Genomic DNA, 17,131 nt, shown 5'->3' on the forward strand with positions numbered 1-17,131 from the left:
TGACAACTCCTGTCATGGTTTGCCGGATTCATCGAGCCCGTCGCTAAAGCGACTTGACCGCTTCGAGGATCTGCGCGGGCTCGGTCCGCGTGACGAAGTCCGGGTGGACGTCGGCGAACCGGATCACCCGGTCCCGGCCGACCACGACGACCGCCGGGTGGACCAGCTCCCAGGTGCCGTTGACCGCCTCGAGGTCGGTGCCGAGCGCCTCCATGGCCTCACGCACGACGGTGGAGACCGGGTAGCTCAGCCCGAGCCTCCGCGCGACCGTGCTGCCGACGTCCGAAAGCACGGGGAACTCCAGCTCCGGCCGCGAGCCGTCCGGCCGCTGCGGACTGACCGCCGCCAGGGCGGCGCCGAGTTTCCCCAGTTCGGGCCACAGTTCCCGCTGGTAGGTGCGCAGAGTCAGGTTGCAGTACGGGCACCACTGGCCGCGGTAGAACACGAGCACCGCCGGCCCGTCGGCCAGGAGCTGCCCCAAGCTCACCGGGACCCCGTCGGCCCCGGGCAGCGTGAAGTCTTCGATCTTGGCGCCCACTTCGGCGAACTCCGTCGCGCCGGCTCGGCGCCGGTCCGCTTCGAGGACGGCGAACGTCTCCGGTGGCAGCGCGTCCCGGAGGTGGTCGTGCACGCCGGCCAGCGCGTTTTCGAGCGTCATGGAGCCCCCATTCGTTGTACTGATCGGTACAGTGAAGCTAACTGTACTATTCAGTACATGGAAGCGCAAGCAGCGGCCTCGACCCCGCGCGGCAAGCGGACCCGCGACGCGATCGTCGACGCGGCGGCGGAGCTGATGTACGTCGACGGCGTCGCGGGCACGAGCCTCGACAAGGTGCTCGCCGCGAGCGGGGCCGGGAAATCGCAGATGTACCACTACTTCAAGAACAAGAACCAGCTGGTCGAGGCGGTGATCGACCGCTACCTCGAGCAGATCCTCGGCAACCAGCCCGCGATCTTCGAGCTCACGTCCTGGGCGGACTTCGAGACGTGGACCGAGCAGTTGCTGGACGTCCACCGCCGGGCGGGCGGGCCGATCGCCTGCCCGCTGGGCAACCTCGCCGGGGAAGTGGGCGACCACCCCCAGCTCGCGCCGCTGGTCGACCAGGCGTACCGGGCCTGGGAGTCCCACCTGGTGCGCGGACTGGAGACCCTGCGGGAAAAGGGTGAACTGGCTCCCGACGCCGATCCGGCCCGCCTGGCGCAGGCGGCGATGACGTCCGTCCAAGGTGGACTCTTGCTGGCCCACCTCCGGCACGACCTCACGGCGCTCGAGGACGCGCTTCGGATCGCGCTGACCCACCTGCGCGGTCACGCCGTGAGCTGACCGACCTCCGCGCGCAGTTCCTCGATCACCTGGGCCACCGCCGGGCGCTGCCGGGCGCCCCTCCGGCACACCGCCTCCACCAGGCGGGCCGCGCGGATGCCGGCGAGGGGCCGCCCGACCAGCCCGCTGCAGTGACATCCGGGGCTCCGCCCCGGGCCGGGGGCTCCGCCACCCGGACCCCCGAAAGACGTTGTGGGACGGGTGTCCATCGTGTACCGCGGCAGCAGCGCGATGCCGTGGCCGGCGGCGACCAGCCGCTCGGTGATCCGGAAGTCGTTGATCCGCTGCACCACGACCGGCCGCACACCGGTGCGGATGGCCAGCGACCGCAGCACGTCGTCCACCGGGAAGCCGAAGTCGACGCTGATCCAGCGCTCGTCCGCCAGTTCCGCCAGCTCCACGCGGCGCTGGTTCGCCAGCCGGTGCCCGATCGGCAGCGCGACGTCGAGCGGTTCCCGCAGCAGCGGCACCACCTCGAGGCGTCCGGAGTCGAATTCCGGCGCGTGCTCGTCGCGGTGCGCCACGACGACGTCGTAGTCCGCGACCAGGCCCGGCACCTCCGGCGGCGTCATGTCGACGTCCCGGACGTCGATCTCCAGGCCGTCGTACCTGGCGATGCGGGTCAGCAGCCCCGGCAGCAGCATCAGGCCGGCCGACTGGAAGATCGCGACCCGCACCCGTCCGCGCGGCGCGCTGCGGTAGGTGTCCAGCTCGGACTCGGCGCGCTCGAGCGCGGCGAGCACCTCGTCGGCGCGGGCGACCAGGGCGCGGCCCGCGTCGGTCAGCCGCAGGCCGCGGCCCGCCGGCTCGGTGAGCGCCAGCCCGACCTCGCCCTGCAACGCGCGCAATTGCTGCGAAACCGCCGACGGCGTGCAGTGCAGCGCCCGCGCGGCCGCCGTCACGCTCCCGCGGTCGGCGAACTCCCGCAGGGTGCGCAGCCGGCCCAGATCCACGGACCCAGCCTAGTTGAAGCGCGGCTACACAGTCGAAACGGTTTCGACGGCCGCCACTTCACGGTCGTGGCGCATCCGCACCACCGTCCCGGCACTGACCAGCGCGACGATCCCGACCACGCAGCCGAGCGTGAGCGCGGACGGGGTGAGGCGGTGGTCGGCCAGCTGCATCAGGTAGGCGAACAGCGGCGAGAGGGTCAGCAGGATCGACGCGGTGATCGGCTCGGTCCGCCTGATCCCGACCTGGAGCAGGAAGAGCGGCAGGCCGACGCCGAGCCCGGCGATCAGCACCGACGGCCCGAACGCCGCCCCGAGACCCGGCGCGTCGTCGACCGAGACGAGCACCCACGTCATCGCCAGGATCAGGAAGAACCGCACGGCGAGCACCCGCCGCGGCGGCAGCTCGGCGTCGCTCAGCCGCTTGGAGTAGATCACGTTCGCCACCGAGCCGACGCCGGTGACGAGCACGAGCGCCACCCCGACGAGCGTCTCGCCGGGCGTCCGATCGAGTCCGCTGTGGCCGGTGAACGAACCCCAGACGAGCAGCCCGATCAGCACGCCGATGCCGACCGCCACCCACGTCTCGCCGCGCAGGATCGCGGTTCCCTTGCGGAGCAACGGGTTCAGCACCAGCGTCAGCACCGGGCCGAGCGCGATGCCGACGACGTTGACCACGGCCGGCTCGAGGTACTGCAGCGCGTACAGCATCGACAGCCAGGTCGCGGCGGTCGTCACGTTGATCATCACGACGTCGCCGCGCAGCTCCCGCAGCGGGCGGAACGTCACGGCGACGCCGTCCCGCAGCAGCGCGAACACCAGGAAGACCAGCGCGGCGAGGGTGAACGACATCGCGGCGACGGTTGCCGGGCGCAGCTGTTCCAGCTGGTTGCCGGCGAAGACGTCGAGCGCCGCGGTCAGCGCCGCGAACCCGGTCAGTGGCAGTACGCCTCGCAGCATCGGTTCTCCCCAGGTCGCCGGCAACGCCGTCCATCGTCATCGGATCCGGACATCCCGGGCATCCACGCGGACGGGTCCGCAACACTCCGGACGCCGGAGATATTCCGTGAAGCGAGCCTACAAGGTCGGTGCAGATATTCTCGCTGGTCCTTCACGGTCAGCCTTGTCAGAGTGGAGGCATGCCCGCCCGTGATCGCCTGCTCGCCGTGCTCGTCGCCGTCCTCTGGGGCCTCAACTTCCTCGCCATCCACGCCACGCTCGGCCAGTTCCCGCCGGTGTTCGCCGGGGCGCTGCGGTTCGCCGTGATCGCCGTCCCGACGATCCTGTTCGTGCCGTGGCCGAGGGTGAAGGTGCGGCACCTGCTCGGGTACGGCCTGGGCTTCGGCACCGGGCAGTTCGCGTTCCTGTTCATCGCGATGGACACCGGGATGCCGACCGGGCTCGCCTCGCTGGTGCTGCAGGCGTCGGCGCCGTTCACGGTGCTCCTCGGCGCCGTCTTCCTGCGCGAACGCGTCACCGCGTACCAGCTGGCCGGCATCGCGCTGGCGGTGGCCGGGATGGTCGCGATCGCGTGGCAGCGGTCCGGGCACGCCGCCCTGCTGCCGATGATCCTGACCCTGCTGGCCGCGCTGAGCTGGGCGTTCGGCAACCTGAGCACGCGCAAGGCCGAGCCGGACAACCCACTGCACTTCACGCTGTGGATGTCGGTGGTGCCGCCGCTGCCGATGTTCGCGCTCTCGCTGGTCATGGAAGGTCCGGCCGCGCAGTGGCGGTCGCTGACGACGCTCGGGACCCCGGCCGGGCTGACGGCGCTCGGCGGGCTGACCTACGTCGTGCTGATCGGCACCGTCGTCGGGTCGGGCCTGTGGACGACGCTGATGCGGCGCAACCCGGCCGGCGTCGTTTCGCCGTTCTCGCTGCTGGTGCCGGTGGTCGGGCTGACGGCGTCGTCCCTGCTGCTGGGCGAGCAGCCGACCGGCCTGGAGATCGGCGCCGCGGTGGTCGTGATCGGCGGCGTGCTGCTGGGCTCGCTCCGGACCGCGCGCAAGCCCGACCCGGAGCTCGTCGCGGTTTAGGCCGTCGGCTCGGTGACTTCCTGCTTTTCCGCTTCCTCGTGCTTGCGGCCCAGGCGCTTCTTCATCACGAAGAAGACCACGCCGCCGATGACGATCGCGGCGACCAGGCCGAACTTGGAGAACCGGCCGAGCCACTCTTCGGCGACGACCCCGAGGTAGTAGACAGCCGCGGTCGTGCCACCCGCCCACACGATGCCGCCGGCCGCGTTCGCCAGCAGGAACTTCGGGTAGTGCATGCGCAGCGACCCGGCCAGCGGGCCCGCGAGGATCCGCAGGAACGCGATGAACCGGCCGAGGAAGACCGCCCACACACCGCGTTTGTTGAAGATGCGTTCCGCGTTGGCGAGGTGCGTCGGGCCGAAATGCTTCGGGAATTTCCGGCCGGCCCAGGCGAACAGCCGTTGCCCGCCGGTTTTCCCGATGAAGTAGCCGATGCTGTCGCCGATGATGGCGCCGGCGCTGGCCAGGACCCCGATCCAGAGCGGGTTCACCGCATCGTGCGTCGAAGCCAGCAAAGCGGCGCTGACCAGCACGATCTCGCCGGGCAGCGGAATGCCGAGGCTCTCGATCATGATCACCGCACCGACGATCAGGTACACCGAGAGCGGCGGGATCGCCTCCAGCCATTGGTCGATGTGCACAGCCCGTACCCCCTGGTACCTACGTCCGGAATCGCGTTTGCTTTCCGCAGGGTACCGGGGGCGGTGCGCGCGGGGCGGCCTCCTCAAGTATTGCCCCGGGTACGACTTTGGTCGGGTGGACCGGAGTTGTCCACAGGGATTGCCCCCATGTGGACAACTCCGGCCAGGCGGTCAGGGCTTCAGGTCGACGGCCGCCCGCAGGGTCGCGTCCATGTAGAACGGCGTCGAATCATGCACGTGGGTGATCCGCCACTCGCCGCCCTCACGGCGGAAGCAGACGGTCGACCGGAACCACAGCTCGAAGCCCGCCGGTGCTCCCTTCGGGGTCGTCGCCAGGCGGTTGAGGGAGTGGCTGTACGCGATGTCTCCCCCGATCGTGAGCTCCAGGTCCCGGATTTCGTACTCGATCGGCCCCTCGAACGATTCGAACCACGCCGTGCGGGCGGCGACGTCGATGACGTCCTCGCCGCGGTGGGCCAGGGGCGGGGCCAGGGTGAACGCGACGACGTCCGGGGCGTAGTGCGACCCCAGGGTCTCCGCGTCACGCGCTGCCATCGCGGTCGTACGCGCCGCCATCAAGTCGCGGATCTGCTGCTCGGTCATGCCATTCTCCTCGGTGGGTCGCGGTGGTGCTTGCGCAAGAGACGTAGGCGCCGCCACGCGGATTTCGACATCCCGGGAGAGGCGCCGATGAAATACGTGGTCCTGATCTACGGCAACCCCGAGTCGCGCACGGCCTGGGCGGGCATGAGCGAGGCGCAGCGAGCCGCCGGGCTCGCCCTCTACCAGCAGCTGAACGACGACCTCGACGCGTCCGGCGAACGGATCGTCTCCGAGCGGCTCGCGTTCCCGGAACTCACCAAGCGGGTCAGCGTCGGCGACGGTGGCCCGCTGACGACCGACGGGCCGTTCGCCGAGGCGAAGGAGTTCCTCGCCGGCTTCTACCTGCTCGACTGCGAGAGCGAAGAACGTGCCGTCGAGATCGCCGCGCGGATCCCGGAGGCGGCGTTCGGCGTGGTGGAGGTGCGGCCGGTGATGGGGTTGCACGGACCGGAGCTGTGACGGAGGTCGAAGGCCTGCTCCGCGAGCTCGCGCCGCAGGTCCTCGCGGCGCTGGTCCGGCGCTACGGCGGCTTCGACACCTGCGAGGACGCCGTCCAGGAGGCGCTCCTGGCGGCGGCGCAGCAGTGGCCGGCCGAAGGCGTGCCCGATCACCCCAAGGGGTGGCTGATCACGACGGCGTCCCGGCGGCGCATCGAGCAGTGGCGCAGTGAGACGGCGCGGCAACGGCGTGAACAAGCCGTCGCGCTGGCCGAACCGCCGGATCCCGAGCCGGTCGCCGGGGTCGACGACACGCTGACATTGCTGCTGCTCTGCTGCCACCCGTCCTTGCCGCGGCCGTCGCAGGTGGCGTTGACGCTGCGGGCGGTCGGCGGCCTGACGACGGCCGAGATCGCGCGGGCGTTCCTCGTCCCGGAAGCCACGATCGGGCAGCGGATCAGCCGCGCGAAACAGAAGCTCCGCGGGGAACGGCTCACGAGCGACGAGCGACCTGAGCGACTCGCGGCGGTGCTGCAGGTGCTGTACCTGATCTTCACGGAGGGCCACACGGCCAGCTCGGGTGACGCGCTGAGCCGCGTCGACCTGACGACGGAGGCGATCCGGCTGGTCCGGCAGCTGCACGCGGAGCTCCCCGACGACGGCGAGGTCACCGGCCTGCTGGCCCTGATGCTGCTGACGGACGCCCGCCGCCCCGCCCGCGTCGACGAAACCGGGGCCCTGGTCCCGCTGGCCGACCAGGACCGGACCCGCTGGAACCGGGCGTTCATCGAAGAGGGCGTCTCGCTGATCACGAAGGCGCTGGCGACCGCGCCGGTGGGCCCGTACCAGCTGCAGGCGGCGATCGCGGCGGTCCACGACGAGGCTCCGACGGCGGCGGAAACGGACTGGGCCGAAATCCTCACGCTCTACGACCTGCTGCGGGTCGTGGCACCCGGCCCGATGGTGACGCTGAACCGGGTGGTGGCGTTCGCGCAGGTCCACGGCCCCGCGGCCGGGCTGGCGGAGCTGGCCGCGGCGACCGGACCCGCGCCGGCGAAGCACCACCGGGTCGACGCGATCCGGGCCCACCTGCTGGAGCTGTCCGGTGACGCGGCCGGGGCCCGGGAGGCGTACCTGGCGGCCGCACGCCGGACGTTGAGCCTGCCGGAACAGGCGTACCTGCAGTCACGGGCTGCCAAGCTCGAGCCGTGAAGAACGGCCGGCCGGGACATCGCCCGGCCGGCCGTTCACTCACAGGATTTCGGCGGAGGTGCCGATGTCCGGCGGGCCCAGGTCGGGGTTGAGCGCCCCGGTCATTTCCACCAGCTCCGGCTCCACCTCGTGCGGCTGGATGCGCCCGTCGCGGATGTCCTCCGCGTAGTGGCACGCCACCCGGTGGCCGCCGCCGATTTCGCGCAGCTGCGGGCGGTCGGTGTCGCACAGGCTCGCCTGCCGCCACGGGCAGCGCGTGTGGAACCGGCAGCCCGACGGCGGGTTCGCCGGCGAGGGCAGGTCACCGGCGAGCAGGATCTGCTCGCGGGTGTCTTCGACCTGCGGGTCCGGCACCGGGATGGCCGACAGCAGCGCCCGCGTGTACGGGTGCAGCGGGTCCCGGTACAGCGAGTCCGCATCGGTCTCCTCCACCAGCGCGCCCAGGTACATCACGCCGATGCGGTCGGAGATGTGCCGCACCACCGCGAGGTCGTGCGCGATCACGACGTAGGTCAGGCCGAGCTGGTCCTGCAGGTCCTCCAGCAGGTTCACCACCTGGGCCTGCACCGAAACGTCCAATGCGGACACCGGCTCGTCGGCGACGATCAGGTCCGGCTCCACGGCCAGGGCCCGCGCGATGCCGATGCGCTGGCGCTGCCCGCCCGAGAACTCGTGCGGGTACTTCCGCAGCGACGTCTCCGGGAGGCCGACCGCCGACAGCAGCTGGCGGAGCCGCCGCTGGGTGGCTTCCTTGTCCTTGTCGAGGCCGTGCGCGTGCATGCCCTCGACCAGGATGGATTCGACCGACTGGCGGGGGTCCAAACTGGACATCGGGTCCTGGAAGATCATCTGCATCCGGCGCCGGGCCTTCCGCAGTTCCTCTCCCTTGAGGGCGGCGACGTCGGTGCCGTCGAACACCACCCGCCCGGAGGTCAGCTCGTTGAGCCGCAGGATCGCCCGGCCCAAAGTGGACTTGCCGCAGCCGGATTCGCCCACCAGGCCGTAGGTTTCGCCCCGCCGGATGGCCAGGTCGACGCCGTCGACCGCGAACACGTGCCCGACCGTCCGGTCGAACACGATGCCGCTCTTGATCGGGAAGTGCACCTTGAGGTCGTTGACCTCGAGCAGCACGTCACCAGCAGGACGGGTCATCGGGTTCCTCCTCCCGCGGCGACCGCGGGCCGCACGGGGTTGTGACAGCGCAGCAGGCCGCCCTGGTCGGGCGCCAGCTGCGGCTGGACCTCGCGGCAGACCGGCAACGCGTTGGGGCACCGGGGCGCGAACGCGCACCCGTGGTCCCACGGGATGTTGTCGGACACCGATCCCCGGATGGGGACCAGCTTCTCGCCGCGGCCGGCGTCCAGGCGCGGGATCGACGCGAGCAGGCCGTGCGTGTACGGGTGCCGCGGCTCGGCGAACAGCCGGTGCCGCTGCGCCCGCTCGACGATCTTGCCGCCGTAGAGGACGTTGACCTCGTCGCACAGCCCGGCGACGACGCCGAGGTCGTGGGTGATCATGATCAGCGCGGTGCCGGTGTCCTGCACCAGTTCCCGCAGCAGCGCCAGGATCTGCGCCTGGATGGTGACGTCGAGCGCGGTCGTCGGCTCGTCGGCGATGAGCAGCCGCGGGCGGCACGCCAGCGCGATCGCGATCAGCGCGCGCTGCCGCATCCCGCCGGAAAGCTGGTGCGGGTACTCGGAAAGCCGCCGCGACGGGTCCGGGATGCCGACCTTGTCCAGCAGGTCCACCGCCTCGACGGACGCCGCCTTGCGCGACATCCCGCGGTGGCGCTCCAGCACCTCGGTGATCTGCAGCCCGATCGGGATGACCGGGTTCAGCGAGGACAGCGGGTCCTGGAACACCATGCCGAGGTCACGGCCGCGGCGGTCCCGCATTTCCCGGTCGGACAGCTTGAGCAGCTCGGTGCCTTCGAACCGCACCGAGCCGCTGACCTTGTTGCCGCGCTTGGCCAGCAGCCGCATGATCGCCAGCGACGTCACGGACTTGCCGCAGCCGGACTCGCCGACCAGGCCGACCGTCTGGCCCGGCTCGACGTCGAAGCTGACCCCGTCCACCGCGGTGAAGGAGCGCTCGCCGCGACGGACGAACTCGACGGTGAGATCCCGGACTTCGAGGAGTGCCATCAGTACCTCACCGCCTGTTCTTCGGGTCGAGGGCTTCGCGGAGGGACTCGCCGAGCAGCGTGAACCCGAGCGCCACCACGATGATCGCGATGGCCGGGTAGTACGCGAGCTCCGGCCGGACGTCGAGGAACTGCCGGGCCCCGCGGCTCAGCATGATGCCCCACTCGGCCCGGTTCGGGTCGGGGTCGCCCAGGCCGAGGAACGACAGCGCCGCGGCCTCCAGGATCGCGGTGGCCAGGGTCAGCGTCGCCTGCACGATGACCGGACCCAGCGAGTTCGGCAGCATGTGCCGGAACACGATCGACGTCCGCTTCACGCCGAGGGACGTCGCGGCGAGGACGTGGTCGCTGCTGCGTTGCCCCAGCATCGAACCGCGCAGCAGCCGGGCGAAGATCGGCACGCCGATCATCGACACGGCCAGGATCACGGTCCACTGGCTGGGCTTCTGGAACAGTGCCGCCACCGAAATGGCCAGCAGCAGGGACGGCACCGACAGCATGACGTCGACCAGTCGCATGAGGACGGTGTCGACCCAGCCGCCGAACGCACCGGCCAGCCCGCCGATGACGACGCCGACCAGCACGCCGATCACCGTGGCGAGCACGCCGACCAGCAGCGTCTGCTGGGCTCCGACGAGCAGCCGCGAGAGGTAGTCGCGGCCGAAGTCGTCCACGCCGAGCGGGAAACCGGGCTGCGCCCCGGGGATGATGCCCTGGCCGAGGGACACCTCGCCCTGCAGGTAGCGCTCGTAGGGGTCCTTCGGCGCGATCAGCGGCGCGAAGATCGCCAGGAGGAGGAACAGCGCGGTGATCACGCCGCCGGTGATGGCCACCGGGCTGCGCAGCATCCGCCGCAGCGCCTCGGCGCCGAGGCTGCGCCCCGACACCGACGCGAGCTTGTCGATCGGTTCCTTCTTCTTGTTCAGCAGAGTGTTCATCGCACACGCACCCTCGGGTCGATGATCCCGTACGAGACGTCGACCAGCATGTTCACCAGCACGTACACCAACGCGCCGAACAGCAGCAGCGCCTGCAGCCGGGGGTAGTCACGCCGTTCGATCCCTTCGGCCAGCAGGAAGCCGAGGCCGCGGAAGTTGAACACCCGCTCGGTCAGCACGGCGCCGCCGAGCAGCGCGCCGGTCTGCAGGCCGATGGTGGTGACCACCGGGAGCAACCCGTTGCGCAGCACGTGCCTGCGCCGCACCACCGGCTCCGTCAGGCCCTTGGAGTGGGCCGTGCGGATGAAGTCCTCGTTGAGCACTTCGAGCACCGACGCGCGGGTGATCCGGGTGATCACCGCGAGCGGGATGGTGGCGAGCGCGAACGCCGGGAGGATCAGGTGCCGGATGGCGTCCCAGACGGCGTCCCATTCGCTCGTCATGATGCCGTCGAGGACGGCGAAGTTGGTGATGGCGGTGGCGTCCAGGCCGGCGGCCTGCCTGCCCTGCGACGGCAGACCCAGCGGCCCGGCGAGCAGGTCCTGCATCATGTAGCCGAGGAAGAAGACCGGAACGGCGACGCCGATCAGGGTCAGCACGATGATCACGTTGTCGGCGGCGCCACCGTGGTAGCGGGCCGAAATGTAGCCCGCCGGGATGCCGATGAGCACCGCGACGATCATCGCGGAAATCCCCAGCTCGATGGTGGCAGGCAGGAACGTGCCGATCTCCGACATCACCGGCTGGGTGGAGACCAGCGAAGCGCCGAAGTCACCGGTCAATGCGCGGCCGAGGAACTTGAAGTACTGGATGACGACCGGCTGGTCGAGTCCCAGCACGTGGTTGAGGTTGGCGATCTTCTCCGGCGTTGCCTTGTCGCCGAGGAGGGCGGCCGCAGGCCCTCCGGGCAGCGAGCGTAGCCAGGCGAAGACCAGGATGGACAGGATGAGCAGCGTCGGGATCGCTTGTAGCAGCCGACGCACGAGAAAACGGAGCACTTGCAGTCCTTAGGTGGCAGCCCGCTGAGTACGGAACATGGGGTGGGCGCGGTAGCGCCCACCCCATGCCTCGCGGCGTGAAACTGTCAGTTCACAGTCACGGTGTTGAACCGCTCGTCGGTCAGCGGACTGGCGACCAGACCCTTGACCTTCGGGCCGACCACGATCGCGGGCGGGCCGTAGGAGATCGGGATGGCCGGCAGGTAGTCCATGATCTGCTTGTTGACTTCCTGGTACGCCTTGGCGTGCGCGTCGCCGGCGGGCGAAGCGTCCGCGGCGGAGAGCGCCTGGAACAGCTGCGGGTTGTCGAACCCGAACTCCGGCTTCTTGCGGCCGAAGAAGGTGCCGACGAAGTTCCCGGCGTCGTTGTAGTCACCGGTCCAGCCGAGCAGGTGCAGGTCCTGGTGCCCGAACTTCTGCACGTCGTCCTTGTAGCCACCGTTCCACGGCTTGGCGACCGGCTCGATCTTGATGCCGATGGCCTTCAGGTCCTCCGACATCGAGGTGAAGACGTCCGCCGGGTTCGGCATGTACGGGCGGGTGACCTCGGTCGGGTAGTAGAACTTCAGCGTCAGGTTCGTCGCCCCGGCCTCCTGGAGCAGCTGCTTCGCCTTCTCCGGGTTGTACGGGTACTTGGTGACCTCGTCGGTGTAGCCGGAGATCGTCTTGGGCACGAACTCGGTGGCCACCTCGGCACCCTCGGGCAGCTTGCTCTTCACGAACTGCTCGCGGTTGATGCCGTAGGCCAGCGCCTGGCGGACCTTGACGTCCTTCAGCTTCTCCCCAGCCGGGCCGGACTGGTTGATGCCCATGTAGAGCACGTTGAACGGCGGGCGCACCAGCACCTGCTCGCCCTCGTTGCGCAGCAGGCCGTAGTCCGCGGGCGCCGGGTAGTCGTAGCCCTGGATGTCACCGGCCTTGAGCGCCTGCTTGCGGGCGTTCTCGTCCGGGATCACCTTGAAGATCAGCTTGTCGAGCTTCGCCGTCTGCGTCGGGCTGGTGTCGTTCTTGGACAGGGCGATCTCGCCCTTGCCCTGGTCCCAGCTGTCGAACTTGAACGGGCCGGTGCCGACCGGGTGCTTGTTCGCGTACTCGCTGTAGGTGAACGAGTCGCCGGACTGGGTGACCTCGTCCGACTTGTACTGCTTGAGCGCGGTCGGGCTCTGCATCGCGAACGACGGCAGCGTGAAGGCCGCCGGGAACGCGCCCTTCGCCTTGTTCAGGTTCACGACCGCGGTCGCCGGGTCCTTGGCTTCGCAGCTCTTGTAGACCGGGTCGCTGTAGTCGTCGCTCTCGTTCTTGGCGAAGCCGCCGAAGACGTCGGCGTAGTAGATCATCTGGCTCTGGGCGGCGGCGCCCTTCATGTTGTACCAGCGGTCGAAGTTGAAGCAGACCGCGGTCGCGTCGAACGGGGTGCCGTCGGAGAACTTCACGCCCTGCTTGAGGGAGAAGGTCCAGGTCTTGCCGTCGTTGGCGGGCTCCCACTTCTCGGCCAGCGAGGGCTCGAGGTCGGCGGTGCCCGGCTTGTTCTGGATCAGCGTGTCGAAGATCTGTCGCGTGATCCGGAAGGTCTCGCCCTCGTCGTTGAAGATCGGGTCGAACAACTTCGGGTTACCGGCCGCGCCGAAGATCATGGTGCCCCCGGAACCACCCCCTGCGCCCTCTTCACGCTTGGATTCCGCACAGGCGGACAGCGAAACCGCGAGCGCGCCGGCGAGCCCGATCAGGGCCACGCGGCGTGTTCGGGTCAGCCGCAATTGCTGCATCTGGCACCCCTTGGGAGATGTTTCGGGTTCAAAGTCACCGTCCGGTCGGTCAGGAACTCGACGGACGATCGGTGTGCTCGCCGACACTAGCGGGAACTCGGCCCGCACTTAAGCACGTGAGGTTACGATCGCGCTACGCGGACGCCGATTTGACCGCAATGTGTCCGTAAATCACGACAGAATGTGACCATTTCCCGGCTCTGGCTGCGCGCGGTACCCGATCACTAACTCAGATGGCGGTACCGACATTAAGCCACTCGTGTTCCCCCGGTCGGTTCACTTGATCGATCCGGAGCGGTCCGCGCACGGTGCGTGAGCACCCGGTCCCCTACGAAAGTCGGGTTCCGGCGGCCTCGGGCGTGCCGTCGACGGCGAACCAGCCGCGCTCGAACCGTTGCCAGCGCGCCAATTGCGCCTGTGCGGCCTCGCCGTCCCGCGCAACGGCTCTGACCAGCCGCTCGGCCGCGGAACCGCCGGAAATCCAGCAGAGGTGCGAAAGCAGGGGTCTTACCGAAGTCCGGCCGCTCGAAACCCCCTCCAGCACCAGCACATCCGGCACGGCCACCCGGACGAGCTCACCCGGCCGGGGCACCCCGGTGGTCCAGTCCATGCGCCGGTACGTACCCGCCACGCCGCCGGCCAGCGGACGCAGGACGCCGTCGACGAGCCTCGGCCACCACGCGACCGGGTCGTCCCACGTCGCGAAGGCGTCGGTGCTGACCAGGACCGTCCGGCACCCGCGGGCCCGCAGTCCGGCGACGACCTGGGCGGCCAAAGTGGACTTCCCGGCGCCCGACGGGCCGTCGATGGCCAGCACGCGCACCCGTCCCAGCCGGGCGGGCGCGGCGAGCAGGGCTTCGATCAGGGCGTCACTTGCTGACGCGCTCGACCTCCGGGAGCCCTTTGACGTCGTCGGGAGCCGCCGTCTTCGCTTCCAGCTCGGCGATCCGGCCCGCCAGCTCGCGCCGGCTGTCCTCGAGCTCGCAGCGCAGCAGCGCGATCTCCTCGACCGAGGTGCGCACCTCTTCCTCCAGGTGCCCGACCTCGGTGGACAGGTGCAGCGACACCAGCGCCAGCACGACGCCGGCGAGGAGGAAGACGAAGTTCGACGGCGTCTGCACGCCGGTGTGCAAGGCCAGGAACTCGGCGGCCTGCGGGACCACCGCGAGCACGACGACGCCGATCGCGACGACGAGCCACACACCCGCGTACTTCTCCCGCAGCTTCCGCCGCCGCATCATCTCGAGGACGACGAACAGGACGACGCAGGCGACGACGATGCTGAGGATGCGCCAACCGGCCATTTCCACTTCCCCTTACGCCGAGTCGGACGAGTCGACCGCCGGGCGGCGGCGCACCAGCGCCAGCAGCAGAGCGAGCCCGGCCCGGCTCAGGTAGACGGCCGACTTCACGGGTGAGTGGCTGGGCGTGCCGGCCACCCGCTCCCGCATGACGACCGGGATCTCCTTGATGACCAGTTTGGCCCGGATGGCCATGACCAGCGACTCGACGGTGTCACCGAGGTACTCCGCCGGGTAGTAGCCGGCGAAGAGCCGGATGGCGCGCGGGCCCATCGCCTTGAACCCCGACGTGACGTCGGTGAGCCTGGTCTTCGCGAGCCGCGAGAACACGAGCGAGAGCGCGACCATGGCGTACCTGCGCGGCCCGCTCGCCTTGTACGAGCCCTTGCCGGCAAACCGGGAGCCGATCACGATGTCCGCGTCGTCCAGGCCGCGCAGCAGGGCGTCGAGCTCGTCCGGGTCGTGCTGGCCGTCCGCGTCCACCTGCACGACGACGTCGTACCCGCGGGCGGCGGCGTAGCGGAAGCCCGTGCGCATCGCCCCGCCGACACCCAGGTTCACCGCGAGCCGGGCCACCTCGGCGCCGGCCGCGCGGGCGAGCTTGGCGGTGTCGTCGACCGAGCCGTCGTCGACGACCAGCAGGTCGCCGTCCGGCAGCGCGCGTTTCACCTGCTCGATGACCGCCGCGACACTCGCGGACTCATTGAGCGCGGGCATCACGATGAGCACCCGTCGGCTGGTCACGGACGTCGCCGAAGACACTGACACGCGATCACTCTAGCCCTTCACTTCCCGTGACCGGCCGCAGACCCTGGCGCCGCACCGGCCGTGACGACGCCCTGCTGGCCCTCGATCTCGTAGACGGACGCGCCGGAGTTGCGGAACACGAGCTTGAAGCCGGGGTCGGACTCGAGGTGGTCGAGGCCGACGCCGTTCTTCGTCGTCGCCGTGACGTGGCCCGTGCCGACGAAGACGTAGCGCACCTTGAGGTCGGTGAGGACCTGGCGCACGCGCGGGTACTTGTGGATGTCGTTGAGGAACACGCTCAGGTAGCCGGCCGGGGTGTTCGGTTCGGCGCCGTAGAAAGTCCACTCGACCGGCTGGACGCCGTCGAGCGCGTACATCCACACGGAGCCGTCGGCCTTGCCGTTCATCACGCGCTCGCCCGGCGCGACGTGCGCGCCGAGCCAATCGAACGCCTGGCGCTCGTCGGTGCTGACCGTCGGGCCGCCGCTGTAGTTGAGCTGCAGCCGGGCGGTGTTGCGGCCGATGTAACCGCCGCGGCTCAGGCCGCCCACGACGATGACGAGGAGCACGACCCCGATCGCGGTGAGCGTCGCCGGCCGGACGTTCGGCAGCCGAGTGCCTGCCTTGCCCGCGAACCAGCGGGCCGCGGTGTCGGTGAACTCGCCGAACGCGACCGCACCGGCCAGCGGGACCAGCGCGCCGATCCGCCAGTGGTCGTTGTAGAAGATGCCGGTCAGGGTGTGGATGAGCGGCGTTTCCAGCGACACGGTGAACGCGAACAGCCCGCCGAACACGACGTACGCCGCGACCATCCACACCATCCGCCTGTGCTTGACCATCAGGAAGATGCCGATGATGGCCGGCACGCCGATCCACCACTGCGGGAAGGCGGCCATCGGCGAGAACGTGATCGTCTCGCCGAGGCCGCCGCTGACCGTCGCGTCCGAGGCCCAGAACGCGCTCGTCACACCACCGGCGTTGTAGAGCGAAGGCAGCGCCAGCGGCAGCCCGCAGAGCACGGCCAGCGCGATCGTCGCCCCGAGCGAGGGTGCGGACCGGCGCCAGTCGATCTGCTCGAACCGGAACACCACGGCGAGCAGGATCAGCAGGAAGTACACGACGACGACGAACGCCACGCTGGTGTGCAGCCCGATCAGCCCGGCGACGGCGATACCGATCGCCACGGGCCCGGCGATGCCCCGCGGGTGGAGCAGCAAGCGGGCCAGCGCGAGCGCGGCCGGGACCAGCGCGACCCCGGCGACGTACGGCCACAGCGGCCCGCGCCACAGCGAGTCGTACGGGAAGTTGGTGAACGACGCCGAAACCGCCGCGGCCGCGCCGACCGCGAGCGCCGGCATCCGCCACACGTGGCACATCGCGGCGACACCGACCGGCACGCACAGGATCACGGTGAGCGCCGCCATGTTCAGCGTCGGCATCATCGCCAGGCCGGCCTTGTCGAAGACCAGCGCGAGCAGGGCGTGGTAGGTGTCGGGGTAGAAGTAGTTCGTCTGGTCCGGCAGGTTCGCGATCGTGCCGACGGTCGACGGCCGGGCGTCGCCGTGCTCGGCGATCCAGCGGACCAGGTTCGCGTGGAACGGCGCGTCCCAGCCCTGCTGGACCTGGTCGAGGCCGCGCGCGCCGCGCAGGAACGTGACGATGCCGACCAGGCTGCCGGCCAGCACGCCGGCGCCCATCAGCAGGTGCTCGCGCGGGGATCGGGCGGGCGCGGCCGTGGCGGCGTCCTTTTCGGCCCAGTCCGGGTGCCTGCGGGCGGTGAAGCGGAGCACGAGGAACGACAGCCCGAACCCGGCGGCCGAGAGCACCAGCGTCCACAGCGCGACGTCCAGGACGTTCCAGCGGATGCCGAGCCCGCCGAGCACCGGCACGCCCAGGCTCACGAGGCCGAAGGTCAGGAGCGGTGCGGCGGCGGCCAGCAGCCAGCCGCGCAGCCTGATCGCCGTTCCGAAGACGAGGCCAGGCAGCCAGAAGGCGAGCACGACCAGAAGTACGTTCATGGTTTTCCGCTGTCCAA

Annotated in this window: 18 protein-coding genes; 4 read left to right on the forward strand and 14 right to left on the reverse strand. The window is 70.1% G+C overall.

Annotated elements, in window-relative coordinates; all coding sequences use genetic code 11:
- Positions 1-43: 43 nt before the first annotated feature.
- The gene (locus AB0M80_RS12560) at positions 44-658 is read right to left on the reverse strand and encodes a peroxiredoxin-like family protein (protein WP_364562803.1); all 615 of its coding nucleotides are present in this window, start codon (positions 656-658) and stop codon (positions 44-46) included.
- Positions 659-715: 57 nt separating this feature from the next.
- Here AB0M80_RS12560 and AB0M80_RS12565 point away from each other — a divergent pair, with 57 nt between their 5' ends.
- Positions 716-1,324: a TetR/AcrR family transcriptional regulator gene (locus AB0M80_RS12565; RefSeq protein WP_364562805.1), complete on the forward strand. Its 609-nt coding sequence runs from the start codon at positions 716-718 to the stop codon at positions 1,322-1,324.
- Here AB0M80_RS12565 and AB0M80_RS12570 read toward each other — a convergent pair.
- Both AB0M80_RS12570 and AB0M80_RS12575 read right to left on the reverse strand, forming a co-directional pair.
- Positions 1,309-2,277: a LysR family transcriptional regulator gene (locus AB0M80_RS12570; RefSeq protein WP_364562807.1), complete on the reverse strand. Its 969-nt coding sequence runs from the start codon at positions 2,275-2,277 to the stop codon at positions 1,309-1,311. The genes AB0M80_RS12565 and AB0M80_RS12570 overlap by 16 nt on opposite strands.
- 24 nt (positions 2,278-2,301) lie before the next feature.
- Positions 2,302-3,234 carry an EamA family transporter gene (locus AB0M80_RS12575; RefSeq protein ID WP_364562809.1) on the reverse strand — a complete coding sequence of 311 codons (933 nt, stop codon included), beginning with the start codon at positions 3,232-3,234 and terminating at the stop codon, positions 2,302-2,304.
- 179 nt (positions 3,235-3,413) lie between these two features.
- Between AB0M80_RS12575 and AB0M80_RS12580 the strand changes: the two genes are divergently transcribed.
- The gene (locus AB0M80_RS12580; protein WP_364562811.1) at positions 3,414-4,310 is read left to right on the forward strand and encodes an EamA family transporter; all 897 of its coding nucleotides are present in this window, start codon (positions 3,414-3,416) and stop codon (positions 4,308-4,310) included.
- On the opposite strand, the gene AB0M80_RS12585 is transcribed toward AB0M80_RS12580, so the two are convergent.
- Both AB0M80_RS12585 and AB0M80_RS12590 read right to left on the reverse strand, forming a co-directional pair.
- Positions 4,307-4,951 carry a DedA family protein gene (locus AB0M80_RS12585; protein ID WP_364562812.1) on the reverse strand — a complete coding sequence of 215 codons (645 nt, stop codon included), beginning with the start codon at positions 4,949-4,951 and terminating at the stop codon, positions 4,307-4,309. The two genes, AB0M80_RS12580 and AB0M80_RS12585, sit on opposite strands and share 4 nt — an antisense overlap.
- A gap of 171 nt (positions 4,952-5,122) precedes the next feature.
- Positions 5,123-5,554 carry an SgcJ/EcaC family oxidoreductase gene (locus AB0M80_RS12590; protein ID WP_364562813.1) on the reverse strand — a complete coding sequence of 144 codons (432 nt, stop codon included), beginning with the start codon at positions 5,552-5,554 and terminating at the stop codon, positions 5,123-5,125.
- An 87-nt stretch (positions 5,555-5,641) separates the two neighbouring features.
- Between AB0M80_RS12590 and AB0M80_RS12595 the strand changes: the two genes are divergently transcribed.
- Positions 5,642-6,013, forward strand: a complete 372-nt coding sequence (locus AB0M80_RS12595; RefSeq protein ID WP_364562816.1) for a YciI family protein — start codon at positions 5,642-5,644, stop codon at positions 6,011-6,013.
- Positions 6,010-7,203 (forward strand): DUF6596 domain-containing protein, encoded by a 1,194-nt coding sequence (locus AB0M80_RS12600; RefSeq protein ID WP_364562818.1) that lies wholly within the window; start codon positions 6,010-6,012, stop codon positions 7,201-7,203. The genes AB0M80_RS12595 and AB0M80_RS12600 overlap by 4 nt, the downstream gene beginning before the upstream one ends.
- Before the next feature lie 39 nt (positions 7,204-7,242).
- Here the strand turns inward: AB0M80_RS12600 and AB0M80_RS12605 are convergent, their stop codons facing one another.
- The 9 genes from AB0M80_RS12605 to AB0M80_RS12645 all read right to left on the reverse strand — a co-directional run bounded on the left by AB0M80_RS12605 (position 7,243) and on the right by AB0M80_RS12645 (position 17,114).
- Positions 7,243-8,355 (reverse strand): oligopeptide/dipeptide ABC transporter ATP-binding protein, encoded by a 1,113-nt coding sequence (locus AB0M80_RS12605; RefSeq protein ID WP_364562821.1) that lies wholly within the window; start codon positions 8,353-8,355, stop codon positions 7,243-7,245.
- Positions 8,352-9,347, reverse strand: a complete 996-nt coding sequence (locus tag AB0M80_RS12610; RefSeq protein ID WP_364562823.1) for an ABC transporter ATP-binding protein — start codon at positions 9,345-9,347, stop codon at positions 8,352-8,354. The genes AB0M80_RS12605 and AB0M80_RS12610 overlap by 4 nt, the downstream gene beginning before the upstream one ends.
- 7 nt (positions 9,348-9,354) lie before the next feature.
- Positions 9,355-10,284: an ABC transporter permease gene (locus AB0M80_RS12615; RefSeq protein ID WP_364562826.1), complete on the reverse strand. Its 930-nt coding sequence runs from the start codon at positions 10,282-10,284 to the stop codon at positions 9,355-9,357.
- Positions 10,281-11,282, reverse strand: coding sequence for an ABC transporter permease (locus tag AB0M80_RS12620; RefSeq protein WP_364562828.1), 1,002 nt, complete (start codon positions 11,280-11,282; stop codon positions 10,281-10,283). Before AB0M80_RS12620 ends, AB0M80_RS12615 begins: the two co-directional genes overlap by 4 nt.
- An 86-nt stretch (positions 11,283-11,368) precedes the next feature.
- Entirely contained in the window at positions 11,369-13,048 is a 1,680-nt protein-coding gene (locus tag AB0M80_RS12625) for an ABC transporter substrate-binding protein (protein ID WP_364562830.1), read from the reverse strand.
- 328 nt (positions 13,049-13,376) lie between these two features.
- Entirely contained in the window at positions 13,377-13,880 is a 504-nt protein-coding gene (locus tag AB0M80_RS12630; protein ID WP_364563649.1) for a uridine kinase, read from the reverse strand.
- Positions 13,881-13,917: 37 nt separating this feature from the next.
- The gene (locus AB0M80_RS12635; protein ID WP_364562833.1) at positions 13,918-14,352 is read right to left on the reverse strand and encodes a DUF2304 domain-containing protein; all 435 of its coding nucleotides are present in this window, start codon (positions 14,350-14,352) and stop codon (positions 13,918-13,920) included.
- A 12-nt stretch (positions 14,353-14,364) separates the two neighbouring features.
- Positions 14,365-15,111, reverse strand: a complete 747-nt coding sequence (locus AB0M80_RS12640; protein ID WP_364563653.1) for a glycosyltransferase family 2 protein — start codon at positions 15,109-15,111, stop codon at positions 14,365-14,367.
- Between the two features lie 23 nt (positions 15,112-15,134).
- A complete protein-coding gene (locus AB0M80_RS12645) occupies positions 15,135-17,114 on the reverse strand; it encodes a DUF6541 family protein (RefSeq protein ID WP_364562836.1) in 1,980 nt (659 codons plus the stop codon).
- Positions 17,115-17,131: the final 17 nt, after the last annotated feature.

The sequence above is a fragment of the Amycolatopsis sp. NPDC051045 genome (assembly GCF_040682955.1).
Classification (GTDB): Bacteria; Actinomycetota; Actinomycetes; order Mycobacteriales; family Pseudonocardiaceae; genus Amycolatopsis.

Excerpts from the sequence above, each read along its gene's own strand:
- AB0M80_RS12565 (WP_364562805.1), top strand. The coding sequence starts at position 716 with ATGGAAGCGCAAGCAGCGGCCTCGACCCCGCGCGGCAAGCGGACCCGC.
- AB0M80_RS12635 (WP_364562833.1), bottom strand. The coding sequence starts at position 14,352 with ATGGCCGGTTGGCGCATCCTCAGCATCGTCGTCGCCTGCGTCGTCCTG.
- AB0M80_RS12575 (WP_364562809.1), bottom strand. The coding sequence starts at position 3,234 with ATGCTGCGAGGCGTACTGCCACTGACCGGGTTCGCGGCGCTGACCGCG.
- AB0M80_RS12580 (WP_364562811.1), top strand. The coding sequence starts at position 3,414 with ATGCCCGCCCGTGATCGCCTGCTCGCCGTGCTCGTCGCCGTCCTCTGG.
- AB0M80_RS12595 (WP_364562816.1), top strand. The coding sequence starts at position 5,642 with ATGAAATACGTGGTCCTGATCTACGGCAACCCCGAGTCGCGCACGGCC.
- AB0M80_RS12560 (WP_364562803.1), bottom strand. The coding sequence starts at position 658 with ATGACGCTCGAAAACGCGCTGGCCGGCGTGCACGACCACCTCCGGGAC.
- AB0M80_RS12605 (WP_364562821.1), bottom strand. The coding sequence starts at position 8,355 with ATGACCCGTCCTGCTGGTGACGTGCTGCTCGAGGTCAACGACCTCAAG.
- AB0M80_RS12645 (WP_364562836.1), bottom strand. The coding sequence starts at position 17,114 with ATGAACGTACTTCTGGTCGTGCTCGCCTTCTGGCTGCCTGGCCTCGTC.
- AB0M80_RS12615 (WP_364562826.1), bottom strand. The coding sequence starts at position 10,284 with ATGAACACTCTGCTGAACAAGAAGAAGGAACCGATCGACAAGCTCGCG.
- AB0M80_RS12625 (WP_364562830.1), bottom strand. The coding sequence starts at position 13,048 with ATGCAGCAATTGCGGCTGACCCGAACACGCCGCGTGGCCCTGATCGGG.
- AB0M80_RS12610 (WP_364562823.1), bottom strand. The coding sequence starts at position 9,347 with ATGGCACTCCTCGAAGTCCGGGATCTCACCGTCGAGTTCGTCCGTCGC.
- AB0M80_RS12590 (WP_364562813.1), bottom strand. The coding sequence starts at position 5,554 with ATGACCGAGCAGCAGATCCGCGACTTGATGGCGGCGCGTACGACCGCG.